The 14,408-nt window shown below is 63.2% G+C and carries 12 protein-coding genes, 1 tRNA gene and 1 pseudogene; 4 read left to right on the top strand and 10 right to left on the bottom strand.

Going from position 1 to position 14,408, the window contains the following annotated elements; all coding sequences use genetic code 11:
* Nucleotides 1-23 precede the first annotated feature (23 nt).
* Together P9236_RS15160 and P9236_RS15155 are read left to right on the top strand one after the other, a co-directional pair.
* Nucleotides 24-587, top strand: a complete 564-nt coding sequence (locus tag P9236_RS15160) for a GNAT family N-acetyltransferase (protein WP_278075437.1) — start codon at nt 24-26, stop codon at nt 585-587.
* Nucleotides 588-783: 196 nt separating this feature from the next.
* Nucleotides 784-2,169, top strand: coding sequence for a hypothetical protein (locus P9236_RS15155; RefSeq protein WP_278075436.1), 1,386 nt, complete (start codon nt 784-786; stop codon nt 2,167-2,169).
* A gap of 79 nt (nt 2,170-2,248) precedes the next feature.
* Here the strand turns inward: P9236_RS15155 and P9236_RS15150 are convergent.
* Nucleotides 2,249-2,539 (bottom strand): annotated as a pseudogene (locus P9236_RS15150) (tetratricopeptide repeat protein); the annotation flags it as partial.
* A 175-nt stretch (nt 2,540-2,714) separates the two neighbouring features.
* On the opposite strand from P9236_RS15150, the gene P9236_RS15145 reads away from it, so the two are divergent.
* Both P9236_RS15145 and P9236_RS15140 read left to right on the top strand, forming a co-directional pair.
* Nucleotides 2,715-6,008 carry an adenylate/guanylate cyclase domain-containing protein gene (locus P9236_RS15145; protein WP_278075435.1) on the top strand — a complete coding sequence of 1,098 codons (3,294 nt, stop codon included), beginning with the start codon at nt 2,715-2,717 and terminating at the stop codon, nt 6,006-6,008.
* 17 nt (nt 6,009-6,025) lie between these two features.
* Nucleotides 6,026-6,706 (top strand): redoxin domain-containing protein, encoded by a 681-nt coding sequence (locus P9236_RS15140; protein ID WP_278075434.1) that lies wholly within the window; start codon nt 6,026-6,028, stop codon nt 6,704-6,706.
* 121 nt (nt 6,707-6,827) lie between these two features.
* Here P9236_RS15140 and P9236_RS15135 read toward each other — a convergent pair whose 3' ends face one another.
* The 9 genes from P9236_RS15135 to P9236_RS15095 all read right to left on the bottom strand — a co-directional run bounded on the left by P9236_RS15135 (nt 6,828) and on the right by P9236_RS15095 (nt 14,220).
* Complete coding sequence (locus P9236_RS15135) at nt 6,828-9,755, bottom strand: trifunctional glycosyltransferase/class I SAM-dependent methyltransferase/polysaccharide deacetylase (RefSeq protein ID WP_278075433.1); 2,928 nt, start codon at nt 9,753-9,755, stop codon at nt 6,828-6,830.
* Nucleotides 9,756-9,784: 29 nt separating this feature from the next.
* A tRNA-Phe gene (locus P9236_RS15130) sits at nt 9,785-9,860 on the bottom strand.
* A gap of 154 nt (nt 9,861-10,014) precedes the next feature.
* The gene (yacG, locus tag P9236_RS15125) at nt 10,015-10,236 is read right to left on the bottom strand and encodes a DNA gyrase inhibitor YacG (RefSeq protein WP_278075432.1); all 222 of its coding nucleotides are present in this window, start codon (nt 10,234-10,236) and stop codon (nt 10,015-10,017) included.
* Nucleotides 10,237-10,249: 13 nt separating this feature from the next.
* Nucleotides 10,250-10,876 carry a Maf-like protein gene (locus P9236_RS15120; protein ID WP_278075431.1) on the bottom strand — a complete coding sequence of 209 codons (627 nt, stop codon included), beginning with the start codon at nt 10,874-10,876 and terminating at the stop codon, nt 10,250-10,252.
* A gap of 128 nt (nt 10,877-11,004) precedes the next feature.
* Entirely contained in the window at nt 11,005-11,223 is a 219-nt protein-coding gene (gene infA / locus P9236_RS15115; protein ID WP_006200926.1) for a translation initiation factor IF-1, read from the bottom strand.
* A gap of 198 nt (nt 11,224-11,421) precedes the next feature.
* Nucleotides 11,422-11,874 carry a low molecular weight phosphatase family protein gene (locus P9236_RS15110; protein WP_278075430.1) on the bottom strand — a complete coding sequence of 151 codons (453 nt, stop codon included), beginning with the start codon at nt 11,872-11,874 and terminating at the stop codon, nt 11,422-11,424.
* Between the two features lie 121 nt (nt 11,875-11,995).
* On the bottom strand, nt 11,996-12,481 hold the full coding sequence (locus P9236_RS15105) for a UPF0262 family protein (RefSeq protein ID WP_278075429.1): 486 nt from the start codon (nt 12,479-12,481) through the stop codon (nt 11,996-11,998).
* 2 nt (nt 12,482-12,483) lie between these two features.
* Nucleotides 12,484-13,776, bottom strand: coding sequence for a histidinol dehydrogenase (gene hisD, locus P9236_RS15100; RefSeq protein WP_278075428.1), 1,293 nt, complete (start codon nt 13,774-13,776; stop codon nt 12,484-12,486).
* A gap of 9 nt (nt 13,777-13,785) precedes the next feature.
* A complete protein-coding gene (locus P9236_RS15095) occupies nt 13,786-14,220 on the bottom strand; it encodes a DUF2948 family protein (protein WP_278075427.1) in 435 nt (144 codons plus the stop codon).
* Nucleotides 14,221-14,408 lie beyond the last annotated feature (188 nt).

Below are 14,408 nucleotides of genomic sequence, written 5' to 3'. Positions count from 1 at the left end.
GCTGGATTTTCAGGTGACGTCCGGTGCATCGTGCCGGACCGATCGCCTTCGCCTGGAACGCCATGACCAGCACGACCTCGCCATCGTCCGACAAGATCCGCCCACAGCTCCGACCCGTCCGGTCAAGCGATGCGGAGGCGCTTTGCGCTATCTTCAACAAGCCGGGCTTCCGCTGGGGCACGTTCAGGATGCCCTTCGAAAGGGTGGAGCAGGTGGAGCGGCGCATCGCCAAGTCCGGCCAGGAAACCACATGGATCGTTGCGGAGGTGGACGGCAAGGTCGTCGGCCATGGCAGCCTGGTCGCACAGGACTCGCCGCGCCGTTCGCATATCGGCGAGATCAATATCGGCGTTGATGACGCCTTTGTCGGCAAGGGCATCGGCTCCGCCATACTTGGCGCGCTGCTTGACGTGGCCGACAACTGGCGGGCCCTGAAGCGGGTCGAATTGACCGTCTATGCCGACAACGAACCGGCTATCCGTCTTTACACAAGCCACGGCTTCGAGATCGAAGGTCGGCATGTGAAGGCCGGTTTTACCGACGGGCGGTACCACGACCTCCTGAGTATGGCCCGGCTGCGGTTCTAAGATCCGGTGTTGGCCTCGGCCGTGCAGCCGACCTGACAATTCGTGCCGAGTCGGCGAACAGGTGATTGCTGATGGAGAACCTCGTGGGATACGGTCAATTTCGCCTCACACCATTGATCGCATTGCTTGGCCCGAGCGCGTCCAGCAAGTCTGGTCTCCCTTGGCGCCTGCGCCGCAAGCGGCTTGACGGGAACCGATGACCGCCGTCTTTGACCCGACCCCTGCGCCTCCGGCGGAAATTCTGGCCGTGCTGTCACTGCTCTGCCCGGAAGTCGTGCGCGACATCGAGCAGAATTGGAATGCATCGGTTTCCGACTACGCCCGCCATCTGTGGCGTCCGGTGGCAAGGCCTGCTTCGGGCCCGGCAATCGCTGCCCGCTCGATCCTGCGCGACGTCCTGCGTCAGCGCCTCGGTGCGATTATGCAGCCCGAGGAGATCGGCAAGGCGCTCGAAGAGTTCGAGCACAGACCCGTGATTCAATCCGGCCTGCACTGCCTGCTTCTGATGGACCGGATCACCTTCGATGCCCTCCTGCTTGCCTGGATCGGCGCGGTCGAAAACGGGCTGTCGGCCTTCGTCAACTTCATGGGAACGACGATGACCATGGAGACAGTTGGCCGGGAAGGGCCGGGATGGCTCGATGTCGGCGACGACAAGGTCAACCTCTTTGGCATGGGGCGCCACAAACTGTGCCGCAAAAGCGCCTGCGTGGCCGGTCCCGTATCCCTCAACACGCGTGCGCTCGAAGCGGTGGGCGATGAAACGGACGCCAGCCGCTGGCTGGGCACTCTGCTTGCCTGTCAGGACAAGGTGTTTGGAACCGCCGCCGACGGGCTGACAGCCCTCAACGAGGACCTGGTCGCCAATTGGGATCGTTCCGGCATGACCGTTCCCGTCTTCATCGATGATCGCCTCGCCGCCGCTGCCATGGCGCGGCATCTGGAAAATGACGGCAGCCTTCTTTCCAAGCTGCTCATCGAACCCGCAAGGCGGCAGCGTCTCGAACAAGCCTTGCAGGAAGCCGCATCAGGCCCATTCGGCAGATTCTTGCCCAATACCACGGACTATTTCTGGGGCATCCGCGAGGAGCGCGTGCGCAGGCTCGTCCTCAAGAACGGGCACCTGATCGAGCCCGACAGGCCGCATGGTCTTTCCATCCCGTTCGAGCGGCTGCATCTCAAGCAGGCGCTGCTCGACGGCGTGCTGCTGCCGAACTTGTTCCTGATGTTCCTCGTCCTCGCTATCTTGCCGCGGGTAAGGGTCGTGGGCGGCCTGAGACAGATTGGCTATGTAGCGCTTTTCCACTCCATGCTGCTGGCTGTGCTAGACGAAAACGCGCCGGAAGAGCGCGATCTGGCCGCGGAACTGCAGGTTCGGGAAAATGCCTGGGGCACGCGGGTCATCGATGAAAAGATCTCGGTCCGCGAGCAGCTTGCCGGCCTGCCGGAAGGGGCGCTCTTCCCGCACCTGCTTCGGCAATACCGATTGCGGACATTTGCCGAGACGACCGACGACTTGAAGCTGGTTCGCGAAAACGCCCGATGGCGCAAAATCGGCCAGGCAGGAATCAAGGCGACCTGAGTCTCACTTCAGGCCTTATTCGCGGAGGGTCCATCGCGATCGGCTGCAGATCAGGCCTGACCTCACATGGCCTCAACTGTCATTGCACGACACCGGCCTTGCGGAGCCCGTCCACCATGAGTTCGAAATCGGCAGGGTTCTTGTAGGGCAAGACTTTGCGACGGTATTCCAGCGAATAGTCGGGATTGACGCGAAGCACCTCCTGCCATGCCGCGCGGGCCTCGGCGAAACGGCCCAGGTGGCTGTAGCTGGCGGCCAGAAGCGCGCGCGAGACGTCGGTGACAGCGTTGCGAGCCAGCCGTTGCATCAAGAGGTCAACGGCCTCTTCGTACCTTCCTAGTTGGAACGATGCCAAAGCCTGGAAGTGCAGAGGCACGCAGCCGACCGAATCGGCAGCGCTCTGCCACCGGACCGGATCGATTGCTCGATGTCCCTATGCGCTGCCGCTTGCCGGTCGACGGCTATCGGTTCATCCTTGGGACTACCTTGGCCGTGAAGCGCGTAGCGAGATCACGCTGTCACGGCCGCAAGTGAGGTCTTGTTGGATGGACTGCTCGGGCTGCGGTTTCCAGATTGAGAGCGGGTACGCCTTCTGTCCGAGGTGTGGCAAGCGCCAGCCCGTGCCGTGCGCCAGTTGCGGCTACCCCTGCGCACCCGATTTCGAATTCTGCCCGAAATGTGGGGCCAGCGTCGGTGCGCCCGCAAAAGCCGTCGAACGACCTGCTCCGACACCACGCCGGACCATTGTGCCGCCTTCTCGAACTCCGTCGCTGCTTGCAAACAGCGAAGACGGGCTGCCTCCCGTCTCTGACGCCGATCGCAGGACGGTAACGGTCTTGTTCGCCGACCTTTGCGGCTTCACTACACTCAGCGAGCAGCTCGACCCCGAGGTCATGCAAACGCTGCAGAACGAACTGTTCAAGGAATTGACGGCGGCAGTGCGAAACTTTGGCGGTTTCGTCGACAAGTTCATCGGCGATGCACTGCTTGCCTTGTTCGGTGCGCCGGTCGCGCATGAGGACGATCCGGAACGTGCGCTTTGCGCCGCTCTCGACATGATGGCACGGACGGCACGGCTCGGCGAAAGCACCTTCCACTCCGGCTCGCCTCTGTTGCTTCACATCGGCATAAACACTGGTCCGGTCGTTACGGGGGGATTGGGCATCGGCACCGCCAAATCCTATTCGGTAACCGGCGATACGGTGAATACGGCGCAACGCTTGCAATCGTTGGCCGCACCGGGTGAGGTGCTGGTTGGCGAGCTCACTCACAGGCTGACCCGGCATGCCTTTGCTTACGAGTCGCTGGGTGATGTCGTGCTTCGCGGCAAGGCTGGCAGCGTGCTCGTCCACCGACTGGATGGGCCGCTTGCGGCGCCGCGTGCAGCGCGTGGGCTCGAGGCGCTCGGCCTCAGCGCGCCGATAATAGGCCGCGGTGCGGAGCTCAATAGAATGCTGGCCAGCCTTGATCAGGCGTGCGGCGGCTCGGCCCAGCTTGTCCGCCTGGTCGGAGAAGCCGGTATCGGGAAATCGCGGCTGGTGAAGGAGTTCGTCGCCCGCGTCGGCGACGAGGATCGTTTTCGCAACGTCGCCGTGCGGCAGGCCACGTGCTCGCCGCTTGGCGAACAATCATTCGGCGCTTTGGGTGCAGTGGTGCGCAGCGCTGCCGGGATGATGCAAAACGACAGTGGGGAGGAAATGCGGAGCAAGCTCGCAGACTTGCTTGCCGATCTCGGCCTGCAGGGCGAGGAGGTGAAGCGGCTGATGCCTTTGCTCTACCATGTGCTGGGCCTTGGCGACCCCGACGCCACCTTGCAGCACGTCGAGCCCGAGCAACTGCGGCGGCAAATTCTCTACGCAGTCCGCACGATCATCGAACGGCGGCTTGCGTTGTCGCCGCTGTTGATCGTCGTCGAAGACCTGCACTGGGCCGACGCCGTGTCGCTCGAGGCGCTGCGTTTCGTCATGGACAGGTTGGAACGCACGCGGGTGATGTTGCTGGTCACGCATCGTCCGGCGCCGCACAACGACCAGCTCGACTCAAGCCGTGTCAGTCACACAGCGCTCAGGCTTTCGCCGCTCACCAGCGATGACGGGCGCAGCCTGCTGGCGGCGCTTTTCGGCGAGAGCTGGGTGAACTCGGCAGGAGGGCTTGTCGACCAGATCCTCGATCGGGCGGGCGGCAACCCGCTTTTTATAGAGGAGATCGTTCGCGGCCTTATCGATCGCGGCGTATTGATGCGCGAGGGTCAGCAATGGCGGACTGTGGCAGGCGAAGTCGCAACCGGCATTCCCGCCACTATCCAGGCAATGTTGCTAGCTCGCGTCGACCGGCTTCCCCAGGAGGTGCGCCGCCTGGCCCAGGAAGCCGCGGTGATCGGCCCGCGCTTCGATGCCACACTTTTGAAAGCCGTGACGGCCGACCCCGGCCGCCTGGAAGCCGGCTGCGAACTGCTTTGCGATGCGGAAATCATCGAGGAAGTTGCCGGATCAGGCTCGGTCTCGTCGCAGAGCTACCGCTTTACGCAAACACTGCTGCAGGACGTGATCTACCAGAATCTGCTCCTGCAACGCAGGACCGACATCCACGGGCGCGTCGGTGCCGCCTTGGAGCAACAGTGCGGCGACAAGCCGGAACGGCTCGAAGATTTGACCGTGCTCGGTCATCATTTCGCACTAAGCGCTGAGCGGGAGAAGGGTGCGCATTACCTGCGGGCAGCGGGCGATCGCGCTCGCATGATATACGCCAACGACGACGCCCTTCGTTTCTACGAGCGAGCACTGACGGCTTTGGGCGCGACCGGGCAAACGCCGCTCAAACTGGCAATTGCGGAGCGCATTGCCGATTTGAGCGGTCCGGCAGGCCGCCGCGAGATCGCGCATCAGCACTACGAGACGGTGTTGCAGGCATACCGCGAGTCGGCCAATCGCGTCGCTTCGGCGCGAGTTTTGCGCAAGATCGGCCGGCTGTTCTGGGACGTCGGCAAGCGGGACAACGCGGAATCGCGCTACGCCGAAGCGGCAGCGCTCCTCGATGGAGCGGATGCCCCGGTCGAGCAGGCGCATCTCTGGCAAGAACGTGGCCGACAGGCGTTCCGTAGCGGAGATCACGCACTCGCGGCAAAATGGGCCGACGCGGCGCTGGATTGCGTACGCTCCCTGACAGCGGAGCATGCCTCCGAGGTGGGGCGTGACGCCACCCTTGTGACCGCCGAGGCGCTCAATACCAAGGCTGTTGCGCTGGCTCGCCTTGGGCGAAGCCATGAAGCTGTGCGTCAGATTGAACGTAGCATCGAATTGGCCGAAGACGCCGGCCTGCCGGGCACGGCCTGTCGCGGCTACACCAATCTCGGCGTGCTTTACACGACCATCGATCCGGCAAAGGCGATGGAGGTCTGTCGGCGCGGTCTTGAAGTGGCGCGCCGTATTGGTGATTTGGGGTTCCAGGCGCGCCTCCTCGCCAATCTGGCGGTCGCTTGTTGTACGTTCACGGATCGCTGCCCGACGGAGGGCGTGCCTGCCGCCGAGAAGGCCATCGAGATCGACCGCGCGCTCGACCAGCGCGAGCATCTGCCGGTGCCGTTGATCGTGCTTGGGCAGATCCACCAGTGCAACGGCCGTCCGGAGCTGGCGGTTGAGTTGTTCCACGAAGCACTGGACGTAGCCCGCGAAACGGGCGAACCCCAACTGCTGTTTCCGTGCTATGATGGTCTCGCAACGCTCAATCTCGACCTCGACAATCTGGCCGAGGCCGAGCGCTATTTTTCCTTGGCGCAGGGTATATGCGCCCAGCACGGGCTCGACCCGGAAGGACTTGTGGTGCTGCCTTTTCTCGACTAGCGGGTGGGAGGTTGGAAATGTCCGCGCATAGTGACTTGGTACCGCTTCAACCGGGCGACCGCGCGCCAAACGTGGTACTCGACGCCATAACCCAGGAAGGCAAGATCGCGCTTGACGACTTTCGCGGACAAAAGCCCGTGCTGGTCGGCCTGTTTCGAGGTCTGCATTGTGCGTTTTGCCGGCGCCATATCGCCGCCCAGGCGCGGCTCGATCCGGAGCTGCGCGAAAAGGGCGTGGGGAGCCTGACGGTGGTCAACACGCCGATCGAGCGAGCGCGACTCTATTTCCGCTACCACCCTATGCCTAATCTGCTTGCGGCCTCCGACCCTGAGCGCGCTTCGCATCGTGCTTTTGGACTGCCCAATCTCGAATTCACCCAAGACGAGACGAACTGGCCGTACAAGGTTTCGATGGCAGCGGCAAAGGATTTGCGGGTCGACATACCAGGCGAGTTGCCCGGTCCGATGGATCCTTTTGCGGCCAGCGAATTCCTCGACAAAAGGGACCATTACGAAGTGACCGAAGCCGACGAACAGATGATGGCAACGGGACACGGACAACTGATCGGTCAGTTCCTGCTGGACCGGCAGGGCATCGTCCGCTGGAGCTTTACGGAGGTCCCAGAGGGCGGGCGATACATGTTTGCGGCGCCAAGCCCGAAGGAGTTGATGTCGGCGGTGTCGCAAGTCGCCCAATAGACTTGCGAACGAGGTGACGGGCGGGACACGGAACGAAAAGCGGAACCAATTTGTCACAAATCTAGACATTGGCCTCGGCGAGGCCCGCACGGTCGTGGCAGCACGCACCCTGCTGAGAGATTTACCGATCTTCGAGCACGGCCTCGACACGGGCAACAAAATCATCGAGCGAGCGATCCCCGCGAACCTCGATGCGCGGAAGGTCGATGGGATCGCAATCGAGGTCCGCCGGCCCATGTCTGCCGCCGAAGCCGATCCGATAGCCGCACTCCTTGGCCAGTCGGCCAAGCCGTCGGTCGGTGACAGAGAAGGGGGCAGCGAACGCCGCGGTTGGTCGACCGGTCCACCGTTCGATGAACATGCGAGAGCGCAGGAGCTCGGCGGCCAAGTCGGAGCTCGATAGACCATCGATCGCGCGATGCGTCGCCAGGTGGCTTCCGAAGAACGCACCTTCGCCGGCGAGGCGCCGCACCGTCCCGGCGCCCATAAGCTGCGTCGGCGGACCGCTGACGGCGTCCCACCGTGCACTTTCGCCCACAAGGTCCGTCACCAGGAACACTTCCGCAGTCAGGTCGTTCGCGCGCAAGATCGGCCAGGCATGGTCGGCAAAGTTCTGGAAGCCGTCATCGAACGTGATGAGCACCGGGCGACCAACGAAAGGTTGACGGTTGGCGATGAACCGCTCCAGCTGCTCGGACGTAATAGCGTGAAAACCATTGGCGCGCAGCCACGCCATCTGGCTGCCGAATGCTGCAGGAGTGCACCGAAAACGGGCAAGCGCGGCCGGACCCTCATCGTCGACGCTGTGATACATGAGGACAGGGATGCGCTGCCGTCTTTCGCTGCGTGCGACGTCGCGGCGCAAGGCCCGCGCCCCGCCCCAGACGATTTTTCGCGCGACGCCCATGTCGATCGGGGCGCGGATCGGCACGTGATCAATCGTCGGTTCCGTCGCCACGTCGTCCGGTGACAGGCGGCGGAATCGGTCTATGCGATAGAGCTCGGTCTGGATCGATCGCTCGAGGACGAGGCCCTCGGTGCCTTCCAGCGTCTTCGAGATCGCCTGTGCACCGAACGTGTTCCAGTCGAAGCCTGTCCTTTCAAGATCGTCACCCAGCACGAATGCGTGTGCGCTGATGAGCCTGCCTCCAGGCGCCAACGCCTCAACGAGTTCTTTGGCGACGCGCCGCAACTCGGCGAGATCATCCAGGTAGTAGAGCGCCTCCGAACAGACGATCAGGTCCATTTCACCCGGCAGCGTATCCGCGGAAAAGTCCAATACGCCGAAGTCAACATTCGGCTGATCGCTGCATCGCTCGCGCGCCCGCGCGATGGCTACGGCGGAGATGTCGGTTGCGGTCAAGTGGCCCACTCGCGGCGCCAACTGCCGCGTGAAGTGGCCCTCCGCGCAGGCCAGCTCAAGCGCCCGTCCGATGGGACCGGCAGGCAGAATTTCGAGCTGTCGCTCATATTTTTCCTGCTCATAGGGCGAAGCGTAGTTCCAGCGGTTCTCGGTCGTGAAATGGCGATCCCAGAAAGATGTGCGATCCTTGCCGTTTCCATCCGTAGGCCGTGCGCGGCGCGGCGTTGCGAGAGGCACCGAAGGTTCGGGGCTCGACCGAACCAGCCCCTCCGCTTCCGCGGCCAATCGCGCGAGTTTGCCGAAGTGGCTGTCCGAATCGGACCGGCCTCCCGCCATGGACAACGATGCCTCGGCTTCAAACATCTCCGAGGTGGCGCCCTCTTGCGTTGCAAGCCGCTCAGAGGGCACGAGATCCAGGATCAATTCGATCCAATGACGCCTTGTCACCTTCCCGAGCGCGCCGAACTGGACGCGAGCCTCGATCCGGCCATCGATCGTTAGATAGGCATAGATCTGATCGAGTCCTTCCGGAAGTTCGATCGAGGTTGGATTTCGAGCGTCGACGCGAATTCCGAGCGTCCGCTCCAGTTTGCGCGGCGCGGCAAGATCGTCGAAGTCGAGAAGCATTTGCTCGAGGTGATACTGGACGCGGCGACCAGCTCCTGGATCGCCCCAAAGCTTGCCGAGTTCGATGGTCAACTCGGTGAGGGGACCGCCGAACCTGTCCCACCTGGCTGCCAATTGCGCCGGCACCGACAGGCTTCCCACCATAAGGCCATCGAGGACCAGCTTGGCGACCTCACGGACCCACTTACGTCCTGCCGGGAGCGCATGCAGGGACCGTGGGGCGATGGAGCGCGAGCCGCGGCCGCAATCCGTCGCGGCGTTCCACAAGGCAAACCACGCGAGCGCTTCGGAAGCGGTGCGGCCGTTCGTCTCGATCGCTCCATTGGCGTGAGCCGGCGCTGGGTGTTCGACCCTGGGATCAGGCGAAAAGCCGCGGGCGATAACGATTTCCGCATCTGCCATCACCTGCGCCGAACTGAGGGCGGGTAAGTTGCGGCTGATCCGACAGAAAGCGAGCGGCTCGTCGACCATCACCCAACGTTTGCCGAGACGTGCGAGGCGCTGCCACAGGTCCCAGTCCTCGCAAGTGCGCAGCGACACATCGAAACCGCCCAACTCGACAATAGTCTTCCGATCAACCAGTAGCGCGTGAGTGCGGATGGCGCACTGGCGGGCGAATGTTTCGAAGGGCTGGATCGCGACCTCGGTCGAGATGCTCGGCGGGGTGAGTTCGCCATCGGGCATCATGCGCCGAGAGCCGCAATAGGCGGCCACCGCATCGGGAGCGGTTTTCAGCGCGGCCAGCATTTTCGCAAGAAAGCTGGTATCTACCCAATCGTCAGCATCCAGAAACATGAGCCATTGGCCCCGCGCTATCGAAATCCCGCTATTGCGCGCGGCGGCGGCGCTATACGCGCAAGAGCTCAACGTGCGAAATCGTGCATCGTGCTCCACATAACCCGCGATGATCGCGGGCGTGCGGTCAGTGGAGGCGTCGTCGATGATGATCGCCTCCCAATCCGGTCTGTCCTGATCGACGAGGCAATCGAGTGCGCGCGCCAGCGTTGCCTCGGCGTTGTGCGCAGGAACCACGATTGAAACCAAGGGACTATGCGCCACGCCAGTCTCCGGACTGGACAAAGAGGTGATGGTGCCCAGAGGCGGATTCGAACCACCGACACGCGGATTTTCAGTCCGCTGCTCTACCAACTGAGCTATCTGGGCCTGTGCCGGCTAACGGGGTCGCCCACCGGGTTTCACCAGGGCACCGGGCGGCGCCCCTGGAAAGCGCGTGGGTTATAGCATGGGAATTTCGCCTGTCCAGCGCTTAGGTGTTGATAAAGAAAAATCGCGGGAAATGGCCCATTGCCACGCGCATTCACGCCTCGTCTTTGGACGAAGGGCCTTGCTTCGGGCCGTCGTCTTCTTCCTCCTCGTCGTCGCGACCGGGGATGACGTAGGCGCCTTTCAGCCAGCGATTGAGGTCGATGTCCTTGCAGCGCGCCGAGCAGAACGGATAGTGCTCGCGCGCGGAAGGCTTGCCGCATTCGGGGCAGGGTCGCTTCGGGCGGAGCGGCGTGACCTTGTCGTCAAGACTCATGGGTCGTCCATGCTCATGGCCGCGCGACGTGCCAGTTCTTGTGCGCCTTGAAGCCTTCGCCGGAAAGCAGCGCCACGCTCTCATAGAGCGGTAGGCCGACCACATTGGTGTAGGAGCCGACCAGCTTGACGACGAAGGAGCCAGCCAGGCCCTGCACGGCATAGCCGCCGGCCTTGCCGCGCCATTCGCCCGAGGCGACATAGGCGTCGATCTCCTCGCGCGGCAGCCTCTTGAAGCGGACCCTGGTTTCCACCAGCCGCTGCCTGAGCTTGCCGCCCGGCGTGATCAGGCAGATGCCGGAATAGACGCGGTGCGAGCGGCCGGAAAGCAGGCCGAGGCAGTTGACGGCGTCGTCGATCGTCTCGGCCTTGGGCAGGATGCGCCGCCCGACGGCCACCACCGTGTCGGCGGCGAGGATGAAGGCAGGCACATGGTCTTCCTCGCTCTTCAGCGACGCGAGCGCCTTCTCGGCTTTTTCCTTGGAAAGGCGCTTGGCCAGTGAGCGCGGATGCTCGGCGCGCAGCGGCGTCTCGTCGACGTCGGCCGGCAAAATGCGGTCCGGCTCGATGCCTGCCTGTTGCAACAGCTCGATGCGGCGCGGCGAACCCGAGGCAAGCACGAGCTTCTGCAGGATGCTCATGGGAGCATGATGCCGAAAAGTGTGAAGCGGTTTTCGGACAACGTCATGCTCCACTCCCTGGTTTGGAGCCGGATGATTTCGGGTCGAACAGACCTGAGATCATCCGGCTCTGGGTTCGCGCCGAACTGTTACTTGAAACGGTAGGTGATGCGGCCTTTGGTCAGGTCGTAAGGCGTCATCTCGACCAGGACCTTGTCGCCGGTCAGCACGCGGATGCGGTTCTTGCGCATGCGGCCGGCCGTATGGGCGATGATCTCGTGCTCGTTTTCGAGCTTCACCCGGAACATCGCATTGGGCAGCAGTTCCGTGACCACGCCCGGAAACTCGAGGACTTCTTCCTTCGGCATTCGATACCTTTGCTTGGATGGCGGTTCCGGCGCCTAGAGCATGATGCCGAAAAGTGTCAAGCGGTTTTCGGACGACATCATGCTCTACGTCTTTGATCTGGAGTCGGATGATTTTCGGCCGAACCGACCGGAAATCATCCGGCTCCAGCCGGAATTTGCGGCGGAACCTATATGATAATCGCCCGCTTGTGAACATGCTTAATCCGTCGCGTTTCTTGCTTCCGGAAGCAAGAAACGTCGGCTAATGCGCGCTTTCAGCCGTTCGCGCACATCGCGATAGGCCGCCATGATGTGCTCGCGCGTGCCCCCGGTGTCGGTCGGGTCGGGCATCGGCCAGTATTCCACCTCGACGGCGAGCGAGCGGGTGAGCTCGAGCGCGGCGTGGTGCGCTTCCGGCGCCAGCGTGACGATCAGGTCGAAATAGTCGTCCTCCAACTCGTCTAGCGTTCTCGGTTGCCGCTCGCCGAGCGTCAGACCCTCCTCGGCAAGCACGGCGTCGACGAAGGGATCGCGCTCGCCGCTGCGCACGCCGGCCGAAGCGACGAAGGTGGTGGCCGGCAGGAACCGTCGCGCCAGCTGCTCCGCCATCGGCGAGCGAACGGCGTTCATGCCGCACAAAAACAGGATCGAATGCGGCAGTGCGGCCGGCACTAGAGCATGGTCCCGAACCGGAGGTCAGCGAACGCAAAAAGTGGGAACCGGTTTTCGGAGAAGACCATGCTCCAACAAAGAGTTAGATCAGGATGGCGATTCAACGAAACGTCATCCCGATCTAGCCCCGCCAGTGCAGCACGCAGACCAGCGTGAACAGTCGCCGCGCAGTGTCGAAGTCGATCTCGATCTTGCCGGCCAGTCGGTCCATCAGTGTCTGTGAGCCTTCATTGTGCAGCCCGCGCCGCCCCATGTCGATCGCCTCGATATGGCTGGGCGTCGAGGAGCGGATGGCCTCGTAGTAGCTTTCGCAGATCAGGTAGTAATCCTTGACGATGCGCCTCAGCGGCGTCAGCGACAGGATGTGGGTGACCACGTCGGCGCCGTCCTCGCGGCTGACGGCGAACACCAGGCGCTGCTCGGCAAGCGACAGCTTCAGCCTGTATGGCCCGGCGCCGTCGTCATTGACCGGCCGAAAGCTGTTTTCCTCGATGAGATCGAAGATCGCCACCGCCCGCTCATGCTCGACATCGGGCGTCGAACGTCCGATCGATTCGTCGAGCTCGACGTCGATCAGCCTGTCGCGGTTTTGGTGGCGGCCGGACATCGTTACATGTTCAGCCTGATCGCCACGGAGCGTGCGTGTGCGTCGAGCCCTTCCGCTTTGGCGAGCGCGATCGCTGACGGCGCCAGCGCCTTGAGCTGCTTCGGGCCGAGCTTCAGGATCGACGTCCGCTTGACGAAATCGAGCACGGACAAGCCGGACGAGAAACGCGCCGAACGCGCCGTCGGCAGTACGTGGTTGGAGCCGCCGACATAGTCGCCGATGACTTCCGGCGTGTGCCGGCCGAGGAAGACGGCCCCGGCATTGCGCATCCTCGCGAGGAAGCGTTCGGCGTCGTCGAAGGCGAGCTCGACATGCTCGGCCGCGATGCGGTCGACCAGCGGCAGCGAGGCTTCGATCGTCGGCACCAGGATCACGGCGCCGAAATCGCGCCAGCTCGCCGCGGCCGTGTCGGCGCGCGGCAGGGTCTTCAACTGGCGCTCGACCGCACGCTCCACCGCCTTGCCGAACTCGGCATTGTCGGTGATCAGGATCGATTGCGCCGACGCGTCATGCTCGGCCTGCGCAAGCAGATCGGCGGCGATCCAGTCCGGATCGTTTTCGGCATCGGCCACGACCAGCACTTCCGACGGCCCAGCGATCATGTCGATGCCGACGGTGCCGAACACCTGGCGCTTGGCGGCCGCGACATAGGCGTTGCCCGGTCCGACGATCTTGGCGACCGGCTTGATCGTCTCGGTGCCGTAGGCGAGCGCGGCGACCGCCTGCGCCCCGCCGATGCGGTAAATCTCCGAAACGCCGGCGAGGTCGGCTGCAACCAGGACCAGCGGATTGATGACGCCGCCGGAGGCCGGCACCACGATCACGATGCGCTCGACGCCGGCGACTTTCGCAGGCACGGCATTCATCAGCACCGAGCTCGGATAGCTCGCCGTGCCACCCGGCACATAGAGGCCGACGGCCTCGATCGCCGTCCAGCGCGAGCCGAGCTCGACGCCGGCGGCGTCCGTGTAGCGGTCGTCCTTCGGCTTCTGCCGCTCGTGATGCGAGCGGATGCGGTCGCGCGCGAATTCAAGCGCTTCGACCGTGGCGGGGTCGGCCGCGGCATAGGCCTTGGCGATATCGTCCCTGGATACGGCGATGCCGAGCTTGCCGAGATCGGCCTTGTCGAATTTCAGCGTGTAGTCGATGAGGGCCTTGTCGCCCTCGTCGCGCACCCGCGCAACGATGTCGCGCACCACCGCCTCGACATCGGCAGACACCTCTCGCTTGGTGGTGAGGAATGCCGAAAAGCGCTGCTCGAAATCGGCGTCCGTTTGGCTAAGCGTGATGGCCATTGTCTGTGCTCAGGTCCTGTGAACAGGGCGTGAGGTGGCTTGCCAGGCGCCGCCGATGTCGGCGAGCCTTGCCTCGATGCACTCGACGTCGAGCATGATCGTGCCGCCTCCGGAAAACACCAGTTCGATGATGCCGGCCGGCTTGCTGATCGCAACGAAGCTGATCGCCAGCAGCGAAAGCACCTCGGCCGGCTTGTCCCGCGCGATGCCGCTGGTCTTGGCGCCGAGCACGCGGTCGAAATGCAGGACGCTCTGGCGCCGCTCATTGTGCTGGCGGAAGAGGCCGGACTTCGCCTCCCAGACGAAGCGGTTCATGGTCAGCACGAAGCGTTTGGCCGCCGGCAGGTATTCGAGGTCGGAGACTTTCATCACGGCGTCCTGAACATGGGCCGAGACGATGCTCAGGTCCTGGTCGTCGAGCGCGATGAGCTTGAGAGCGGCCATGCGGTATGCGCACCTGAAGGTTGACGGTTCAAGCTTCTGTTAGAACATGATCCCGAAAAGAGGAAACCGGTTTTTGCTTTTCGCGGCAAAGATCATGCTCAAACAAAATTCTAGAGCGTGTCGAACTCGACAAAATCGAGATCAATAAGGCTCTAGTGGGTCTTTCCCGCCGGTGCAACTCGCCCGAA

This window comes from Mesorhizobium sp. WSM4884, assembly GCF_029625675.1.
Classification (GTDB): domain Bacteria; phylum Pseudomonadota; class Alphaproteobacteria; order Rhizobiales; family Rhizobiaceae; genus Mesorhizobium.
This window is presented reverse-complemented; position numbering and strand designations above follow the sequence as displayed.

Bases quoted from the DNA above. Each gene is read 5' to 3' on its own strand.
- P9236_RS15155 (WP_278075436.1), top strand. From the start codon at position 784: ATGACCGCCGTCTTTGACCCGACCCCTGCGCCTCCGGCGGAAATTCTG.
- yacG (WP_278075432.1), bottom strand. From the start codon at position 10,236: ATGAGTCTTGACGACAAGGTCACGCCGCTCCGCCCGAAGCGACCCTGC.
- P9236_RS15095 (WP_278075427.1), bottom strand. From the start codon at position 14,220: ATGGCCGCTCTCAAGCTCATCGCGCTCGACGACCAGGACCTGAGCATC.
- hisD (WP_278075428.1), bottom strand. From the start codon at position 13,776: ATGGCCATCACGCTTAGCCAAACGGACGCCGATTTCGAGCAGCGCTTT.
- P9236_RS15105 (WP_278075429.1), bottom strand. From the start codon at position 12,481: ATGTCCGGCCGCCACCAAAACCGCGACAGGCTGATCGACGTCGAGCTC.
- P9236_RS15145 (WP_278075435.1), top strand. From the start codon at position 2,715: ATGGACTGCTCGGGCTGCGGTTTCCAGATTGAGAGCGGGTACGCCTTC.
- P9236_RS15140 (WP_278075434.1), top strand. From the start codon at position 6,026: ATGTCCGCGCATAGTGACTTGGTACCGCTTCAACCGGGCGACCGCGCG.
- P9236_RS15120 (WP_278075431.1), bottom strand. From the start codon at position 10,876: ATGAGCATCCTGCAGAAGCTCGTGCTTGCCTCGGGTTCGCCGCGCCGC.
- infA (WP_006200926.1), bottom strand. From the start codon at position 11,223: ATGCCGAAGGAAGAAGTCCTCGAGTTTCCGGGCGTGGTCACGGAACTG.